The sequence below is a fragment of the Swaminathania salitolerans genome, assembly GCF_007988945.1.
Classification (GTDB): domain Bacteria; phylum Pseudomonadota; class Alphaproteobacteria; order Acetobacterales; family Acetobacteraceae; genus Swaminathania; species Swaminathania salitolerans.
Genome location: NZ_BJVC01000002.1, coordinates 119,756 through 137,258 on the forward strand (window position 1 = coordinate 119,756; position 17,503 = coordinate 137,258).

General features: G+C 62.8%; 20 protein-coding genes. 9 read left to right on the top strand and 11 right to left on the bottom strand.

Features of this window, described 5'->3' with window-relative positions:
• The first annotated feature begins 25 nt into the window (after window positions 1-25).
• On the top strand, window positions 26-709 hold the full coding sequence (locus SSA02_RS04570; protein WP_246103636.1) for a JAB domain-containing protein: 684 nt from the start codon (window positions 26-28) through the stop codon (window positions 707-709).
• A 60-nt stretch (window positions 710-769) separates the two neighbouring features.
• Here the strand turns inward: SSA02_RS04570 and SSA02_RS04575 are convergent, their stop codons facing one another.
• Window positions 770-1,471, bottom strand: a complete 702-nt coding sequence (locus tag SSA02_RS04575) for an HAD hydrolase-like protein (RefSeq protein ID WP_147092782.1) — start codon at window positions 1,469-1,471, stop codon at window positions 770-772.
• A 29-nt stretch (window positions 1,472-1,500) separates the two neighbouring features.
• Here SSA02_RS04575 and radC point away from each other — a divergent pair, with 29 nt between their 5' ends.
• The gene (radC, locus tag SSA02_RS04580; RefSeq protein ID WP_246103637.1) at window positions 1,501-2,277 is read left to right on the top strand and encodes a RadC family protein; all 777 of its coding nucleotides are present in this window, start codon (window positions 1,501-1,503) and stop codon (window positions 2,275-2,277) included.
• Here the strand turns inward: radC and SSA02_RS04585 are convergent.
• The 6 genes from SSA02_RS04585 to rpmE form a co-directional block, all read right to left on the bottom strand.
• Entirely contained in the window at window positions 2,257-3,402 is a 1,146-nt protein-coding gene (locus tag SSA02_RS04585; protein ID WP_147092783.1) for a 5-(carboxyamino)imidazole ribonucleotide synthase, read from the bottom strand. The two genes, radC and SSA02_RS04585, sit on opposite strands and share 21 nt — an antisense overlap.
• Window positions 3,399-3,926, bottom strand: coding sequence for a 5-(carboxyamino)imidazole ribonucleotide mutase (gene purE, locus SSA02_RS04590; protein ID WP_147092784.1), 528 nt, complete (start codon window positions 3,924-3,926; stop codon window positions 3,399-3,401). The genes SSA02_RS04585 and purE overlap by 4 nt, the downstream gene beginning before the upstream one ends.
• 1 nt (window position 3,927) lies before the next feature.
• Window positions 3,928-4,128: a DUF465 domain-containing protein gene (locus SSA02_RS04595; RefSeq protein ID WP_147092785.1), complete on the bottom strand. Its 201-nt coding sequence runs from the start codon at window positions 4,126-4,128 to the stop codon at window positions 3,928-3,930.
• 80 nt (window positions 4,129-4,208) lie between these two features.
• On the bottom strand, window positions 4,209-4,793 hold the full coding sequence (locus SSA02_RS04600; protein WP_147092786.1) for a DUF1013 domain-containing protein: 585 nt from the start codon (window positions 4,791-4,793) through the stop codon (window positions 4,209-4,211).
• 272 nt (window positions 4,794-5,065) lie between these two features.
• A complete protein-coding gene (locus SSA02_RS04605) occupies window positions 5,066-5,563 on the bottom strand; it encodes an Hsp20 family protein (protein ID WP_147092787.1) in 498 nt (165 codons plus the stop codon).
• 158 nt (window positions 5,564-5,721) lie between these two features.
• The gene (gene rpmE / locus SSA02_RS04610; protein ID WP_147092788.1) at window positions 5,722-5,955 is read right to left on the bottom strand and encodes a 50S ribosomal protein L31; all 234 of its coding nucleotides are present in this window, start codon (window positions 5,953-5,955) and stop codon (window positions 5,722-5,724) included.
• Window positions 5,956-6,278: 323 nt separating this feature from the next.
• Between rpmE and mscL the strand changes: the two genes are divergently transcribed.
• Both mscL and SSA02_RS04620 read left to right on the top strand, forming a co-directional pair.
• Window positions 6,279-6,737: a large-conductance mechanosensitive channel protein MscL gene (gene mscL / locus SSA02_RS04615; RefSeq protein WP_147092789.1), complete on the top strand. Its 459-nt coding sequence runs from the start codon at window positions 6,279-6,281 to the stop codon at window positions 6,735-6,737.
• A gap of 56 nt (window positions 6,738-6,793) precedes the next feature.
• Window positions 6,794-7,186, top strand: coding sequence for a hypothetical protein (locus tag SSA02_RS04620; protein ID WP_147092790.1), 393 nt, complete (start codon window positions 6,794-6,796; stop codon window positions 7,184-7,186).
• A 118-nt stretch (window positions 7,187-7,304) separates the two neighbouring features.
• Here the strand turns inward: SSA02_RS04620 and secF are convergent, their stop codons facing one another.
• Both secF and secD read right to left on the bottom strand, forming a co-directional pair.
• Entirely contained in the window at window positions 7,305-8,249 is a 945-nt protein-coding gene (gene secF, locus SSA02_RS04625; RefSeq protein ID WP_147092791.1) for a protein translocase subunit SecF, read from the bottom strand.
• A 4-nt stretch (window positions 8,250-8,253) separates the two neighbouring features.
• The gene (gene secD / locus SSA02_RS04630; RefSeq protein ID WP_147093366.1) at window positions 8,254-9,798 is read right to left on the bottom strand and encodes a protein translocase subunit SecD; all 1,545 of its coding nucleotides are present in this window, start codon (window positions 9,796-9,798) and stop codon (window positions 8,254-8,256) included.
• A 164-nt stretch (window positions 9,799-9,962) separates the two neighbouring features.
• Here secD and SSA02_RS04635 point away from each other — a divergent pair, with 164 nt between their 5' ends.
• On the top strand, window positions 9,963-10,931 hold the full coding sequence (locus SSA02_RS04635; RefSeq protein ID WP_147092792.1) for a Gfo/Idh/MocA family protein: 969 nt from the start codon (window positions 9,963-9,965) through the stop codon (window positions 10,929-10,931).
• Window positions 10,932-11,153: 222 nt separating this feature from the next.
• On the opposite strand, the gene SSA02_RS04640 is transcribed toward SSA02_RS04635, so the two are convergent.
• On the bottom strand, window positions 11,154-12,959 hold the full coding sequence (locus SSA02_RS04640; protein WP_147092793.1) for an ABC-F family ATP-binding cassette domain-containing protein: 1,806 nt from the start codon (window positions 12,957-12,959) through the stop codon (window positions 11,154-11,156).
• Between the two features lie 36 nt (window positions 12,960-12,995).
• Entirely contained in the window at window positions 12,996-13,748 is a 753-nt protein-coding gene (locus SSA02_RS04645; RefSeq protein ID WP_147092794.1) for a PhyR family response regulator anti-anti-sigma factor, read from the bottom strand.
• Between the two features lie 171 nt (window positions 13,749-13,919).
• Between SSA02_RS04645 and SSA02_RS04650 the strand changes: the two genes are divergently transcribed.
• From SSA02_RS04650 to SSA02_RS04665, 4 genes are all read left to right on the top strand, one after another.
• Window positions 13,920-14,423: a sigma-70 family RNA polymerase sigma factor gene (locus SSA02_RS04650; RefSeq protein WP_246103638.1), complete on the top strand. Its 504-nt coding sequence runs from the start codon at window positions 13,920-13,922 to the stop codon at window positions 14,421-14,423.
• A 124-nt stretch (window positions 14,424-14,547) separates the two neighbouring features.
• The gene (locus tag SSA02_RS04655) at window positions 14,548-15,126 is read left to right on the top strand and encodes a sigma-70 family RNA polymerase sigma factor (protein ID WP_147092795.1); all 579 of its coding nucleotides are present in this window, start codon (window positions 14,548-14,550) and stop codon (window positions 15,124-15,126) included.
• 223 nt (window positions 15,127-15,349) lie between these two features.
• Window positions 15,350-15,538, top strand: a complete 189-nt coding sequence (locus tag SSA02_RS04660) for a NepR family anti-sigma factor (RefSeq protein ID WP_147092796.1) — start codon at window positions 15,350-15,352, stop codon at window positions 15,536-15,538.
• 154 nt (window positions 15,539-15,692) lie between these two features.
• Entirely contained in the window at window positions 15,693-17,399 is a 1,707-nt protein-coding gene (locus SSA02_RS04665; protein ID WP_186807677.1) for a sensor histidine kinase, read from the top strand.
• Window positions 17,400-17,503 lie beyond the last annotated feature (104 nt).

Sequence of the window (17,503 nt, forward strand, 5' to 3'; positions counted from 1 at the left end):
ATGGGCATCTGCGAGAGGGACCGCTGTGAAGGGGACCGCTGTGAGGGGGGCCGGTCTCACGGGGGCGCAGGGCCATCGGGGGCGAATGCGCGCACGGCTCTTCCGTTATGGCGCAGCGAGCCTCGCCGATTACGAATTGCTGGAAATGCTGCTCTTCCACACGATTCCGCGGCGGGATACCAAACCCCTCGCCAAGAGCCTCATGCATCGTTTCGGCAGTCTCCTGGCGGTGTTCCGTGCGACCGCGCGCGAGCTGGGCGCGTTGGGGCTGAACGACCGCTCGGTGCGCATACTCATGTTTCCGGCCATCATCGCCGAGCGACTGGCGCTTTCTGAGGCGCGTCGCCGTCCGCGGCTGGGAGACTGGGAGCAGCTGAGCACCTATCTGGCCGAGGTGATGACGAATGCCGTTCCGGACCGGTTCCGGCTCCTCTATCTAGACAATCGCAACCGTCTTCTGGCGGATGAGCCCGTCGACGATCTGACGAATACCGCGCCGGTCTTCCGGCGGGCGCTTGCCCTGCAGGCCGTTGCCTTCATTGGAGTGCAGAAGACGCTTGCACCGCTTCATCTGCCGACGTCGCCCCTGCGCCTGTTCGCTCAGCGCCTGAGCGAGGAATCGGCGGCGCTGGCCATGATCCTCCACGATGTCGTCGTGGTCAGCGAAAGGCGCCCGCCGCTCAGCCTGCGGCGCAAGGGCCTTTTTTGACCCCGGGCTTCCCGCGCGCATCGGGGGAGCGCGCCCCGGGATCGGAAGGTTGCGCGACGATCAGGCCGGATGGCGGGAGAGCGCCTCGAACTGGCCGATGATGGCATCGCCGAGCGCCCCGGGCGTCTCAACCAGCATATCGGCACCCGCGGCGGTCAGCTCCGCGGCGCCGCCATATCCCCACAACACGCCAAGACCGCGTATCTGATTGGCATGGGCGCCGCTGATATCGAAGCGCCGGTCGCCGATCATGAGCGTACGCCGCGGCGTGAGACCGTATTCGCTCGCGATCCGCGCGATCATCTCGGGTTTTTCGCCGCCGCTATCGTCATCTCCGGCACCACAGATCGCCTCGAAGCATGAATCGAGACCGTGTTGTTCGAGAATCTGTCGCGCAAGGGAGGCGGGCTTGGATGTCGCCGTGAAAATGCGGATCGCGCTGTCTTTGAGGGTTCGGAGGAGGCGATCCATCTCCGGGAATACCGGGGTCAGGAAACGCCCCCGCTCCGCGTAGAAATGCCGGTAGAGCGCGATCGCTTCTGCCACGCGTCGGTCGCCATACGCACCGATGACTTCCTCCATGAGCTCGGCCAGCGGCGGCCCGACGACCCAGGTGAGATCGATCTGCGGGTCGGGCGTATGGCCGAGCGCGGCGATGACGGCATGAAGGGTGCTGACGATACCGACCCGGGAGTCGATGATCGTGCCATCGAGATCGAAAAGGAGAGCGCAGGCGCTCGAATAACCGGAAAAATCTGACATAAGTCACCGAAGGAGGAGGATGGACGATCGTGCAGGAAGAAAACCGTGTCGAAAAGCGTAAGCGTTCCGGAACGCGAAACAGGCGCACCCGATCCCGGGCACCGGATGTCGCGGAAGCGGATGAGACGTTATCCGTAACCGATTGGGCCGAGCTGCCGCATCGGGCGCTCATGGCCGGTCATGGGCAGGTTCTCTCCGACGAGGCGTTGCTGGGGTTGTTCGCGGAGGCGATCGGTGTGGCAGGAGAGAGGGGCGAAACCCTCGCTCGGGTTCTGCATACCCGTTTCGGTTCCCTTGCCAGTGTCTTCGCTGCCGACACACGGGCGCTGCAGGGTATGAAGCCGATGGACGGCACGACGATCGCGGCCATCCGCCTTCTGCACGAAGCGGCCTTGCGTTACGGGCGCGCGCTCATGGGGCGGGACGATATACTCTCCAACAGGAAGACGACGCTCGATTATCTTTTCTCCCGCCTCGCACGCGAAAGCGTCGAGCAGTTTCTTGTCCTGTTTCTCGACGGATCCAACAGGCTGATCGCCGAGGAAACCCAGACCCGTGGGACCGTCAACCACACGCCGGTCTACCCGCGAGAGGTCGCGCGCCGGGCCATGGAGCTCGGCGCGCACCGGATCATACTCGTTCATAATCATCCCAGCGGCGATCCGACCCCTTCCCGCGAGGATATCGCCATGACCCGCGATGTCTCCAGAGCGCTCGCGCTCATCGAGGTCGGGATCGCGGATCACATCATCATCGGCAACGGCGCCCATATGAGCTTCAGGGACTCAGGGCTCCTCGATCCGTGAGAAGAGACGGTCGAACCGCTCTTCCAGCCCATAGCTGCCGGGCAGGGCCCCCAGCGGGAAGAGCGCATTGACGTGTCCCATCTTGCGCCCCTCGCGCCATTCAGACTTGCCATAGAGATGCAGCGCAAGACCCGGCTCCTGCAGGGCAGGCGGGCAGGCCGCCAACCCCTGCGGTCCGATCAGGTTCTTCATCGCGGCATCGCTGTGACGATAGGGATCGGGCAGGGGAAGCCCGGCCACTGCACGGATATGCATCTCGAACTGATCGACGACGCAGGCATCCATCGTCCAGTGTCCCGAGTTGTGGGGGCGGGGGGCGATCTCGTTGACGAGAAGTGTCCCCTGCGCCGTGACGAACATCTCGACCCCCAGCAGACCGATCAGATCGAGCGCCCCGGCAACGCGCCGGGCCAGATCCTGCGCCTTGTGGGCGAGATCGACGGGGATGCGCGCCGGAGCGAGGCTGAGATCGAGAATGCCGTCCTTGTGCTGGTTCTCGGTCACGGCAAAGCTCTGGACGGCGCCGAGGGCGTTGCGCGCCACCATCACGCTCAGTTCGCAGGCGAAATCGACATAACCCTCGGCGATCAGCGGGTAGGGGAGCTCGGCCTCGAGTGCCTCGAGCATTGCACGATCGGCGATCCGGAACTGGCCCTTGCCGTCATAGCCGAAGCGGGTCGTCTTGAGGAGAAAGGGGAAACCGAGCGTCTCTGCCGCCATGGCGAGATGAGAGCGATCCGGAACGGAATGGAACGGTGCGACGGCGATGTCATGTGCGGCGAGAAAGCTCTTCTCCCGGACGCGGTCCTGGCTGATGGCGAGAATGGCGCCGGAGGGATGCACAGGGCGCAGGGAGGAGAGAATGTCCAGCCCTCCGGCAGAGATATTCTCGAACTCGAAGGTGATCGCATCCACGCTTTCGGCAAAGCGCCGCAGGATTTCCGGGTCGTCATAGGCGCCGACGGTCGTCCGGCGTGCAACGTCGCCTGCCGGCGGGTCGGATTCCGCGCTGAGGATATGCACGTTGAAACCGAGCCGCGCTGCTGCCATTGCGGACATGCGCCCCAGCTGGCCGCCGCCGATAATCCCGAGCGTCGCCCCGACCGGCAGTGTCGCTGCCGTCATGATTTGGGGGTATCCGCCACCGCCGCCGTCTGCATGGCGCGCCAGGTCTCGAGCCGGGTGGCGAGATCGGGATCCGAGAGCGAGAGAATCGAAGCCGCGAGCAGGGCGGCATTGATGGCACCGGCCTTGCCGATCGCAAGCGTTCCCACGGGCACGCCCCCGGGCATCTGGACGATCGACAGAAGCGAATCCATGCCCTTGAGCGCATGGGACTCCACGGGAACTCCCAGAACCGGCAGCGTCGTCCAGGCGGAAACCATGCCCGGAAGATGAGCGGCCCCCCCGGCACCGGCGATAATCACGCCGAGCCCGCGCGTACGCGCCGATTTCGCGTAATCGGCCAGACGGTCCGGGGTGCGATGGGCGGAGACGATCCGGGTCTCGAAACCGATTTCGAGCTCGCCGAGCTTCTCCGCGGCATGGATCATGGTCGCCCAGTCCGACTGGCTCCCCATGATGATGCCGACGCCCGGGGTGCCGGTCGTATTCGTCGCCTCGTTATAGGCATCGAGTTCTTCGCTCATGTCAGGCTATGTCGTCCGGAATGAGGCGGTTTTCGAGAAAATTGATCTCGTCCTTGAGGAGGAGTTTTCTTTTCTTGAGCCGCTGAAGTTGCAACTGGTTCAGCGGATGCAGAACCAGTCGATCGATAACGGTATCGAGATCCCTGTGCTCGCTGCGGAGCTCATGCAATCGGCGAAGCATGATTTGTTGATCGACGAGCATTCAGAATCATCCCGCTTCAATAGGCGCCACCGGCGATCGACTGTTCTTACAGCAGCGCCGGGGCGGGAGCCATATCCGTCTCAGATTTCGCCTTCGTCGAGATCCGCGGGTTCTGCCACGACGGGAACCGCATGGCCTTCGCGGGCGAGGCGTTCATTGGCGGTATGGACGGCGGCATTGAGATCGGTCTGGCTGCACAGGCCGAGAATGACCGGATCGCGCGGCTTGATGTTCGCGCTGTTCCAGTGCTGGCGGTCTCTCACCTTGGCGATGGTGTCCTTGGTCGTGCCCAGAAGCTTGATGATCTGCAGCTCGGAAAGCTGGGGAAACTGACGCAGAACGAAGGCGATGGCATCGGGACGGTCGTTGCGCCGGGCGATCGGCGTGTAGCGTGCACCCTTGGCGCGCCGCGCGACCGGGTTGGCCTTTGCGGAAAGCTTGAGGCGCAGCTCCGGGTTGCCTTCACAACGCGTGATCTGCTCCTGCGTGAGCTGGTTGTTCTTGACCGGATCGTATCCGTTGATACCCGCAGCGACCTCACCATCGGCAATTGCCTGGACCTCGAGCGGATGCATGCCGCAGAATTCGGCGATCTGTGTGAAGGTGAGGGCGGTTTTGTCGATAAGCCAGACTGCAGTGGCTTTCGGCATCAGCGGCAAGGTCATGTTCGGTCTATCCTGCGAGGGGAGCAGCGCTCCAGCAGGCACCGATTGACTTGTCGACCCGGAAAGGAAGCCGGGAGATCTGCGCGGCACCTGCTGGATGCATTGCAAAGCTGCCATGAGATATGGTCCGAGCGAGCGGGAGGGGTCAAGCCCCTCGCGCAAAAAACCACCCTGACCCGGCAGGATCGGCCCGGGGAACCGGCCCGCCAGACTTGCCCGAAGACCTGGCGCGAGCTTCCGGCCCGGGGAACCCGGACCGGGAGGCCGACGCATCAGGCGGCGCGATCGAGACCCTGGCCGTGAGGGCGGTGCTCCGGGGGTGGCGCGTGCGGCGTTGCGGGTGAGGCACGACCCGTCGCAATGGGGATCCGTCTCGGCTTGAGCGCCTCGGGCGTAAGTTGACGCACGGATACGGTGAGAAGACCGTTATCCATTTCCGCGCCCGTGACCTCGATATGATCGGCAAGGGCGAAGCGTCGCTCGAAGGCGCGCGTCGCAATCCCGCGATGGAGCACCTCGGTGTCGCCAATCGCGCGGGGAACGCTCCCCTTGATGACGAGCTGGTTCTCGGCGAGATAGACATCGACATCGTCGGGACCGAAACCGGCCAGCGCCATGGTCAGGCGATAGGTCTCGTCCGGGGCTTTTTCGATATTGTAGGGGGGATAGCTCGCATGAGCGGGCGCATTGGTCACGGCATCATCGACGAGGCGTGCCAGTCGGTCGAAGCCGATGGCCGAGCGAAGAAGCGGTGCGAAATCGTAGGACATGGTGAACCTCCTTCAAAGGCAGATCCGGCGCCTCGTCTCCGAATGGGCAGACGCAGCGCCTGAGTGTCATGTCATGACCCCTGGGGCATCGTGACATGAAATTCATTTAGGATCGTTCCCGGTCCAGACAAGGACCGGAGAAGGAGGTCTGGCGGTTTTTACTTCTTGGCCGCGCGCGAACCGATTCCGGCGAAGCGCTTGTTGAACTTCGCGACCTGGCCGCCCGTATCGAGCATGCGCTGCACGCCGGTCCATGCGGGGTGCGACTTCGGATCGACATCGAGGCGGAGCGTATCGCCAGCCTTGCCGTAGCAGGAGCGCGTGGTGAACTCGGTGCCATCGGTCATGATGATCGTGATTTCGTGGTATTCGGGATGAATGCCGGATTTCATGAGAACTGTCCTTGCTGGGATGCTCCGATGCCGACCGGAGCGGATGGCGCGGTCATATCGGAAAGATCGCGGAAGGGAAACGATAAAAACGCAGAAACTTTTGACCGGGTCGGGTTTTCTCAACCCGAGCGTAACCTTCGCGCCATGATACTGGCGCCGATACCCGCTTCGCCCGGTTGCCGGACACTGCCTCGTCGCATTGCGCGGGCCGGGCCATCAGAACCGTCGCCGCATGTGAAGGCTCGCATGCGCCTGCCCGATCCGGGGCGCGACACACGCAACCGCACACCGAACAAGACCAGAAAACAAGGAAATTACCGACGATGTCCGACCTTCGATCAAAGCTGCACACGCCGGGCTGGGTAACGGAATTCCAGAAATTCATCATGCGCGGCAACGTCATCGATATGGCGGTCGGTATCATCGTAGGTGCGGCGTTCACCTCGATCGTAACGAGCCTCGTCAAGGATATCCTGACGCCGGGTATCGGGCTTCTGACCGGCGGGATCGATTTCTCCAACATCTTCGTCACGCTCAAGGGCCCCGTATTGCCGACGCTGGCGGAGGCGCAGAAAGCGGGAGCCGTCACCGTCAATATCGGCGTCTTCCTGAATGCCGTCATCCAGTTCCTGATCGTCGCCTTCGCGATTTTCTGGCTGATCAAGATCATCTCGCGCTTCCAGCGCAAGCAGGAGGCCAAGCCAGCCGCTCCTCCGGCTCCGACGAAGACGGAAGTCCTCCTCACGGAGATTCGCGATATCATGGCGAAGGACCCGAAATGAAGCGGCACCGGTCGCGCCATCTTGGCGCGAGGACGGGCAGGGCGCATGATCATCTCATGCGCCCTTTTTTGTTGCCCTGTATCCTGACTGCTCTGACCCTCTTGACCGGTTGCGCCGGCAAGGGTGGCGGGGGGGTGATGGAGAACCGCTCCCCGAGTGTGCTTCTGACCAGCTATGCCATTGCCAACGGGATGGCGGAACACGGACTGATCAGCCGTATCCTGCGTCACGATGCAAACCGTGCGGATATCGCCCGCCTGATCGCTGTCGATCATAATACATGGATTTCGATCCGCCGTGCCGCCGCCGCGCCGACGCGGGCGAATTATCGTCTGGCCGATGAGGGCATAGCCCGGATTCTCGATTTCTCGACCAGCGTAGAGGGCGTGCCGGCCACCGATCGACCGGCACGGGGTGCGCTATCGCCTCAACCGCAGCGGATCCGGTAAGGCGTATAGACGCCGGGGGTGTATCGAGCGCGCCCCGGCGGACGGGCGACACCCCGGATCGCCTTGGGATCCGGGGTGAACGTAACGCGGGAGACGTGTCGCGCGAACAGCCCTGTCGTCAGGCGCTCTGTCCGCCATTGCGGCGCAGGCGCTTCTCTCCGATCAGAAGCAGAAGCGGGGCGGCAATGAAGATCGAGGACGATGTCCCGACGACAATGCCAAACAGCATGACCGTCGCGAAACCGGACAGGCTGTGTCCGCCGAAGATCGCAAGCGGAAGGGCTGCGAGAAATACGGTCGAGGATGTGCCGAGCGTCCGGTTCAGCGTCTCGTTGATGGAGCGGTCGAGAAGCTCGCGCAGAGGCATCGTGCGATATTTGCGGAGATTCTCGCGCACGCGGTCATAGACCACGACCTTGTCATTCGTCGAGTAGCCGAGAATGGTGAGGATCGCAGCCACCATCACGAGGTCGAACTGGAACCGTGTGATGGCCAGAAAGCCGACTGTTTTCGTGAGGTCGAGCACCAGAGTGATGACGGCACTCACCGCGAACTCCCATTCGAAGCGTATCCAGATATAGACGAGGATCATCGCAAGACTCAGCCCCAGCGCCAGCAGGCCATTGCGGAACAGCTCGCTCGAGACCGAGGCGCCGACCGCGTCGGCACGAAGCACCTGGGTTCCGGGCTGGGCTTCGACCACCGCATGGCGCACCGTGTCGACCAGCGACTGGGTTGCCTGTTCCTGATCGGGGCCGGAAGCGGGCGTGTCGAGCTGGATGAGCACATCGTCATCGCCGCCGAATTTCTGCAATCCGGCGGTGGAAATGCCATGCGCGGTCAGGGCGTGGCGGAGCTTGTCGAAATCGGCGGGGCCTTTCGTCTGCGCCTCGACGACGATTCCGCCCTGGAAGTCGAGACCCAGCTTCAGGCCCGGGACGAAGAACAGAACGACCGAGAGAAGCGAAAGAATCGCCGAGGTCGCGAGACCCGCATAGCGGCCGCGCATGAAGGGGATATGCTTGTCCTCACGGACGAAGCGGAGAAGGGGACGAGAGAGCATCGCTTCAGACCGGCAGTTCAGTGGGACGGGTGAGGGCATACCAGCGCACCATCAGCAGGCGGGACAGCAGCATGGTGGTGAACAGGGTGGTCACGATACCGATCGTGATGGTCAGGGCGAAACCGCGCACCGGTCCCGTTCCGAAGACGAACAGCATGACATGCGCCAGAAACGCGGTCGCGTTGCTGTCGATGATCGTCGAGGACGCCTTCTGGAACCCCGTCTGCATCGCGGCGAGCGGCGTTCGCCCTCTGCCCACCTCCTCGCGGATGCGTTCGTTGATCAGGATGTTGGCATCGACGGCCATGCCGAGGGTCAGAAGCATGCCCGCCATGCCGGGCAAAGTCAGCGTCGCCTCGAAAAGGGACAGGATCGCCGTCATGAGAACGAGATTGGCCAGAAGGGCGATGTTCGCATAGAGGCCGAACCGCCCGTAGAACAGGGCCATGAAGACGATGACCAGCAGGAAGCCGATACCGAGGCTGATGGCGCCTGCGCGGATCGAGTCCGCACCGAGAGAGGGACCGATGGAGCGCTGTTCAATCACGGCGAGCGGGGCAGGGAGCGCACCGGCCCGAAGCATCACGGCCAGATCCGTTGCGGTCTGAGCCGAGAAATTGCCTGTGATCTGACCGTTGCCTCCCGTGATCGGGGTACGGATCACGGGCGCCTCGATCACCTTGTTGTCGAGCACGATCGCGAAGCGTCGCCCGACATTCTGACTAGTCGTCTCCGCGAAGGCGCGCGCGCCCGCCCGGTTGAACGAGAAGGTCACGGCCCATTCGCCTGTCTGCTGGTCGATCGAGGCGGCGGCATTGGTCAGGGCCGCTCCATCGACCGCGACATGATCGAGCACGGGAAGCATGGCGTGGGTGCTGACGTCTTCCATCATCGTCGCGCCCGGTGGCGCGATGGAGCCGCCCGTATCGTTTGCGAGCAGGCGGAAGGTCATCTTGGCCGTCGTTCCGAGGAGCCGCTTTATATGCTCCGGATCGCTGATACCCGGAAGCTCCACCACGATCCGGTCGTCGCCCTGCCGGGTGATTTCCGGATCGACCGCACCGGTGCCGTCGATACGACGCCGGACGATCTCGATCGACTGGGTCACGGCCTCCCGGGCGCGCTGCTGCAGGGCTGCCGCCTCGAGCGTGAGAACGACCCGCCCGTCATCGACCTTGCCGGTCACGTCGCTTCCGCTTCCCGTCAGGGCGGAGAGAGCGGCGAGGCTCTGCGCCTCCTGCCCGGGATCGCGGGGGAGGAAGCTGAGCGTGCGCGACGCAGCATCCTTGCGGAAAGCGCGATAGCCGAGATCCTTTGCGATGAGCGCCTGCTTGACCTGATCCTCGAGGCTTTGCAGCCGATCGGCCGCAAGGCTTTCCCGGTCGAGGCGCAACAGGAGATAGGAACCGCCCCGCAGATCCAGACCGAGATGAATCTGACGCCAGGGGAGTTTCGCTGCGGGTGCCTTCATGAAATTGGGCAGGCAGAGAAGGAGCCCGAGGAGGCAGACTCCCAGAACACCCATCATGGTTGACCGACTATAGTACATCATCGAGCGGTGCGGCGTCCTTCTTGTAACGACCGGGGATATGAAGCTACCGCAGGGCGGTCAGGCTGCGGGAAGATGCAGGCAGGCGCAGCGCGTTGCAACCTCCCTCTTGGCCCTGCTACATCAAAATTCATGATCCCAGTAATGCGAGTGCTCCAAAAACCATGCTGAAAGTCGGAATTGTCGGGGCCGGACATTTCGGCCGGTTCCATGCTCTCAAGGCGCGAGACTGCGCACGGGAGCAGCTCGTGGCGCTTTACGATCCCGATCGGGAGCGGGCGCGTCTCGTGGCGCAGGAGGCCGGTTGCGACGTGGCAGCCAGTCCGGAGAGCCTCGTGGACGCGGTCGATGCCGTGATTGTCGCCACCCCTGCCGAGTATCACTATCCGGCGGCCTCGGCGGCGCTTCGGGCAGGACGTCACGTGCTGGTCGAAAAGCCGATTGCCGCCACACTGGACGAGGCGCGTTCACTGGCTGCCCTCGCACGGGAAACGGGGTGTGTCCTCCAGGTGGGGCATCTCCTGCGTTATTCCTCCGAGCACAGGGCCATCTCGGAGCGGATCGGCAAGCCGCTCTATATCGAGGCGACCAGAATCGCGCCGTTCAAGCCGCGCGGCACGGATGTTTCGGTCATTCTCGATCTCATGATCCACGATCTCGACCTCGTGCTCTCACTGGTCGATTCTCCTATCGCGTCCATCGATGCGATCGGCGTCGCGGTTTCGAGCGCGCATGAGGATATCTCGAATGCCCGGGTGCGCTTCGAGAATGGCTGTGTCGCCAGCATTTCCGCAAGCCGCATATCGCTCAAGACGGAGCGCCGGATGCGCGTCTTCTCCGAGGAGGGATATCTCTCCGCCGATTTCATGCAGAAGGAACTGACCATGATCGGGCGCAAGCGCGGCCTGCCTCTGCCGGGCACGGGCGGCTTCCGCCGCGAGGCGCTACGCTGGAGCGAAAACGACTGCCTCGCTGCCGAGCACGAGGCCTTTGCGCGCGCCTGCCTCGAACGAGGTCCCGTTCTGGTGGATGCCGAAGCCGGCATACGCGCGCTGGATGCCGCGATCAGGGTGAAGGCCAGTATGGATCAGTCGCGAATGCTGATGGAACATTCCGGGCTCATCACCGCATAGCGGAGCCGGATAGCCCGGAGACGAAAGAAAAGCAGAACGGCCTGCCTGCGAGATTCATGCCTGCGAAATTCATGCCCGGGGACACCCGGCCCGGTGCCGGAAGCAACGTCATCGGGCGGCGTATACCGGAGCGTGGAAAAGCGCCCGATCCCGGAGGGCGCGCAGGCGGCGCAGCGTTTTCACTCCGCGCCTTCCGAGCCGCGGTTCAGCCCAAGCCGCGGTTCAGATCGTGGCTTCGAGGGATTCGCGCTTCATCTCGAGTTCCAGCCAGGACTCCTCGGCGGCGGCCAGTCCGGTTTCCGCCTTCGAGAGCGTCTCGCTCAGGCGGGTGAATTCGGAGGGGTTGCTCGCGTACAGCGTCGGGTCCGAAAGGGCCGCTCTGGTCGTCTCGATCTCTTTCTCGAGGCGGGCGATTTCCGCAGGCAGTTTCTCAAGGGCAAGCTTGTCCTTGTAGCTGAGCTTTCTGCTCGTTCTCGTTGATCTTGCAGTATTGTTTTCCTGCGTCGTTTCGTTTGGCAACGCGCGCTCGGCCGGTGCTTCGCCCTGCGTCTGGGCAAGCATGTCGCTATATCCGCCGGCATATTCGACCCAGCGTCCATCGCCCTGGGCGACGAGTACCGAGGTGGCGACGCGGTCCAGGAAGTCTCGATCGTGACTGACGAGCATGACGGTGCCCGGGTAATCGTCGAGCATCTCCTGAAGGAGGTCGAGCGTCTCGAGATCGAGATCGTTGGTCGGTTCGTCGAGGACGAGGAGATTGGAAGGCTGGGCAAGAGCGCAGGCGAGCGCGAGCCGCCCGCGTTCGCCACCCGAAAGCACGCCGACCGGCGTTCGAGCCTGTTCCGGACGGAACAGGAAATCCTTCATATAGCCGATGACATGGCGCTTTTCCGTTCCGACCTGCACCATGTCGCCCGCGCCGCCCGTCAGGGTATCGGCGAGGCTCACGGAAGGGTCGAGGCTTGCCCGCCTCTGGTCGAGCGTGACGAGGGAGGTGGAGGGCCCGATCCGGACCTGCCCCGTATCGGGCGTTTCCTCGCCCGTCAGAAGGCGCAGCAGGGTGGTCTTGCCCATGCCGTTCGCACCCACGATACCGAGGCGATCCCCCCTGAGGACACGCAGGTCGAGCGCGCGAACGACGGTACGGTCACCGTAGGACTTGCTGACGTCTTCGGCGACCGTGGTCAGTTTCCCGGTGGTTTCCGCTTCCGAGACGCTCATCCTGAGCGTACCCCGGAACTGGCCCGCGATTTCCTTGCGTCTCGCTCTCAGCCCCGCAAGCTCGGCGACGCGCCGGACATTGCGCTTGCGCCGGGCTGTGACACCGTAGCGCATCCAGTCTTCTTCCCGCGCGATTTCGCGGTCGAGCTTGTGCGCGGCGAGCTCCTCGAGCGCGAGGGTCTCCTCGCGCCAGTCCTCGAACCTCGCAAAACCCTGATCGAGGCGCCGGGTGGTGCCCTGTTCGAGCCAGACGACAGCGCGGGAGAGGGTCTCGAGAAGACGCCGGTCATGGCTGATGACGATCATGGCGGCCCGCATCGCGGAAAGTTCGCGCTCGAGCCAGGTGATCGTAGGCAGATCGAGATGATTCGTCGGCTCGTCCAGCAGGAGGAGATCCGGACGCGCCGCGAGCGCGTGAGCGAGCGCGCAGCGCCGGGCCTCTCCGCCCGACATTGTCGCGGTGCTTTCCTCCCCGGTGAGACCCAGCTCGCTCAGAAGACTGCGCGCGAGATAGTCTTCTTCCGGCTGCAGCCCCTGCGCCACATAATCGAAGCTCGTGGCAAACCGTGTGAGATCCGGCTCCTGGGGAAGATAGACGACCCGTGTCCCCGGCTGGAGGAAGACCTCACCGGAATCGGGTCGTATCTCGCCTGCGGCGATGCGCAGCAGGGTCGATTTTCCCGAGCCGTTGCGCCCGACGAGACAGAGTTTCTCACCCGGCTGAACGCCGATCTCGGCCCCGTCGAGGAGGGGGCGTCCGCCCAGCGAGTAAACGACATTGCGGAGATGAAGAATCGGAGCGGCCATTGCGCCTATGTGTCGCAGCCCCTCGGGACATGCAAGTCAGAATGCCTTCAACCCGCCCGTCACCGCCTGATAGGTCGTGATTGCGAGGGTCGTCGGCTCGAAGGGCTTGGTGATGATGAAGGATGGCTCCTCCTGTTCGCCTGTCAGGAGACGTTCCGGATAGGCCGTGACGAAAATGACCGGAGCCTGATGGTCCTTCATGATGCGCCCTACGGCGTGCATGCCATCTCCACCGCCGCCGAGATTGATGTCGGCAAGAATGAGACCGGGCCGGGTTTCCCTGGCGATACGCACCGCATCGGCCTCCGTATAGGCAACGCCGGCGACATGATGACCGCATTGCAGAACGACGTCCTGGATATCCATCGCGATGATCGGTTCATCCTCGATGATGAGGACGCTGGTCTCGGCAACGGAGCGCAGGCCCTCATTGGCTGCCGCAATCTCGGTCAGAACCTCCCTCTCGGTGCAATCGAGTATGAGCGCCACAGCCGGGAGAGGGACCTCCTCGAGTGAGGTGAGAAGAAGGACGAGACGATGGGTCAGGCTGAGCGACGATCCTTGCTCATCGCCCGATAATCTGCTGCGGAAAGCCGCGATGATCGCCCTGTAGAGGCGAAACCGCGCTCCGAGATCATGCCCGGACGAGCCGGATCCGCCCGAGGCGAGGGAGCGGATCGCGCGTGCGACCAGCTGATCGCCCTGCGACTGACTTCCCTCCAGGGCTCTTGCAAAACGTCGCGCAAAGGGCAAGGCTTGCATGAGGTCTTGGCGCTCTGCATCGACCATTTGAAAACGAAGCTCCGAATTAATTCCCGCAATAAACGCGACAGGCGTCGACACGATGGCATCTTTTCGGGGTTCAGCAAAGAGGAATGCTTTGAAACACGCCGCGAGAAACGAGCCCTGAGCCCGCGACCCAGCGACGAAGCCCGAGCGGACCGGGTCTCCGGCGATGCTGTGCGGCGCGGGCTGTCGGCACATCTGGTCGATCTGCGCGGTTTTGCCCGCTATCTCACACGGGACGTTCCGGCCGCCGACGATCTGGTGCAGGAAACGGTGGTGAGAGCGCTCGCATCCCGCAGCCAGTTCGTGGACGGCACGAATCTGAAAGCCTGGCTTTTCACGATCCTCAGAAATCTCTTCTATGAGCAGAGACGTCGCCATGTGCGTGAAACGGAGATCCTCTCTACGATCTCCCTCGAGACGGAGGAGAGCGGGCAGGAGAGCAGCGGGATGCGGGATCAGGTCATCGATCTTTCGGCGCTGCTCTGGCAGTTGCCCGATCTCCTGCGTGAGGCCCTGATTCTCGTAGGCGCGCAGGAGATGAGCTACGAGGAGGCGGCGATCGTCTGCGATTGTCCCGTCGGCACCATGAAGGCCCGTGTCTCGCGTGCCCGCTCCAGGCTTGCAGAAATCGCGCAAGTGACCGCCACAGGGTCAGGCGGCATCACGTTCGGTTGACTCATGTGACACCGGATTTCGCCTGCGTGAAAAATTACGTTCAAAAAATTTCAGTTCGATGCAACCGTCCGGAGATCCGGTTCATTGGTCAGATGAAAAGCCCCGAGCGAAGAAGGATATTCGCATGTCAAGCTTCCATGACCAGGTCATCCAGATTCTTCCCAAGCTGCGTGTTCAGGCGCTCTCCCTGACGAGAAACCGCTCCGCTGCCGAGGATCTGGTTCAGGACGCTGTCTGCAATGCCCTCGCCGCACAGGACAGCTTCATCCCCGGTACGAATTTTTCTGCCTGGATGCATCGCATCCTGCGCAACCGGTTCATCTCCGATCTGCGCAAGCGTCGCGACACGACCGATATCGAGGATGTGCCCGCTTCCTCCTTCGCAAGCAATGCGACCCATGAGGACAGCCTGGCGCTCAAGGATCTGTCCCTCGCCCTGTCCCGTCTCCCGTCCGATCAGCGCGAAGCTCTGGTCATGGTCGTGGTTCAGGGCATGAGCTATGAGGCTCTGGCCGAGGCGACCGGCTGTGCCGTGGGTACGGCAAAAAGCCGTGTGTTCCGGGCGCGTCGCCAGCTTGAGGCGTGGATGACCGGCGAGCTGCCTGCCAATGACAAGCTCCGGGTCAAGGTAGCCGCCCTGCGCTCGATGCTCGACGATCGCCGTCGCAAGGGGATCAAGACAGACGATCTTTACTCCCTGTAAGGGGAATTCCTGTCGGGTGTGAGCGCGACGGTTCCACCCGTCGGAAAGTCCGGGCGCTGGCAGCGAGACATGAGCGGGGGACGGGCGGCAGCGTCCATTCCACCGCTCTTGTTTTGTGGCGGGTCTCGCTTCAAGATAAGATGATTAAATTTCGTTAGTGGAACTCATGCCGATACCACTAGTTAAGGGTGCATGAGTTGAGATCTTTCATTGAGGTGATGGCATGAGTGGGGGAAAGGACGGCGCGCCCGAAAAGCCCCGACCGAAATCGGCATCACCGGAAAGCGACAGTCCGTTCGATATCTGGCTGAAGAGGGGATTGCATCAGCTGTTCGACGATGTCGCCAACGAGCCTATTCCCGAGGAATTGCTGCGCCTCATCGAGGAGGACCGTGACGATCGTACGTCTTGACGCTGTATTCCCGGGATATGCTTCCCATTGCGATTTCAGGAAAGAGCGCGGATCTCCCGACGTCGCTTCGGAATAGTGCTGCATGGGGTGGCGTGATCTCGTAAGCGGAGTGCGTTTTCGCTCCGGTCTGTTCGATACGGTTGGATCACGGGTGATGGCGCTCATCATCTGCACGTCCCTGCCGCTGGCCAGCGTGGCCGGAGGGCTTGCATGGCACGCCTATCTCGCAACATCGGATAACGCATACGAACGCACGCAAGTCGATGCAATCGACGCACGGCACGAGATTGTCGGCGAGATCGAACAGGCCCGCACAGCACTCGAGACATTGTCTGATATCGGGCTGCACGAGGATATCGCCGAGCGTGCGTTCCAGCTGGTCCAGTCTGTCAGTCAGCAGCGCTTCTGCCTGATCGCCCTGTTGGACAGCTCGGGGAAAATCGTCTCCTCCTCCGGCGAGACCAGCGCGAGAGACATGTCCTGCGGGTCCGAGGCATCGACGCGCCACGCCGCGCTGGATTCGCTCCGTGCCAGAGAGGAAGACCCGGCCAGTCACACCGACATATTGTTTCTCGGCGGACATCCTTACATCCGGACCCTGCTCGATATCACCTACACCACGGGCGAGGGCGGGCGCGCGCCCGGGCTTCTCGTCTCCGTCAAGCCGATGGTCGGTCTGGACGACGACCGCTTTCGATCCGCCCGGCATTTCGAGGAGAGACCCGGCGCAGGTCTGACGGATCTCTGGCTCTACAGCCATTCCACGACGCCACTCCCCCTCACACAGCATCCCGGTCTGCCGACCCCCTGGTCGGCCGAGGCCCTGACACGGCTCGATCGCGATCTTTCGGCGCATCGGCGTGTGGATCGTTTCCGGCTTGGCATGACGTATTACACGCTGGCACCCGGCTATGGCCCCGTCAGTATCGTCGCTGTTTCGCGCAGGAGTGAGGAAGAGACGCGCGCATTGCATCTCTTTCTCGCGCGGGTCCTGCTGATCGTCCTGATCCTGATGATCGAGCTGCTTCTGGTGGCCCTCGCGGCAAGACGCTATCTGGTCGAACCGCTGGAGAAACTTGCCTCGAGTGTCGCGGATTGGCGCCGCCATGGCGTTTTCCAGCCCGATCTGCCGCGCGCGTTACCGCTCGAAATCCGTCAGATGGAGCGTGCCTTCAGTCGTGCAACCCGCCGACTGGATCGCCACGAGGCCCGGTTGCAGCGCGCGGCGAAGCAACAGGATCTTCTGATTCGCGAGATTCACCATCGCGTCAAGAACAACCTGCAGATCGTCGCCTCGCTCCTCAATCTCCAGGCGAACCGCATTCGTCTGCCGGAGGCGAAAGAGGAGTTCCACCTCGTGCGCGACCGGGTGCGTTCTCTCGCGACCCTTCATCGTTATCTCTATCCCGAGGGGGGGCTCTCCGCGCTCGATATCAGGGCGTTTCTCGAGGAACTCTCGAGTCAGATCTTCACGGCGAACAACAGGATCAACAAGGGGCGCGTCAGTCTTTCGCTCGATGTCGATCAGGTGCCTGTCACGCCCGATCAGGCCGTACCTATTGCCCTGATCGTCACCGAGATCCTGACCAATGCGCTGCGTTACGCCTTTCCCGACGAGCGGGAGGGGCGCGTTCGCGTTTCGCTCCATCGCTCGGATGACAACGCGGTCCTCACGCTGGAGGATAACGGGGTGGGTTTCGACGATTCCTCTCCGGTCATGGGAAAGCGTGAGGGTATCGGACTTCAGCTCGTGCGTGGCTTCGCGCGGCAGCTCGACGGCACGCTCGAAATCGAATCCGGGCAGGGGACCCGCTACCGTATCGTCTTCGCCGTACAGGTGGTCAGACGCCATCTCGCCTGATCTTGCAGTAAGAGGCCATCCGGCAATCCGCTTGATCGAACAGGGTTCGGTATAGCGGCTCAGACCGTGGTTTCCTGGCGGTTATTACGCACGATAAGCCCATT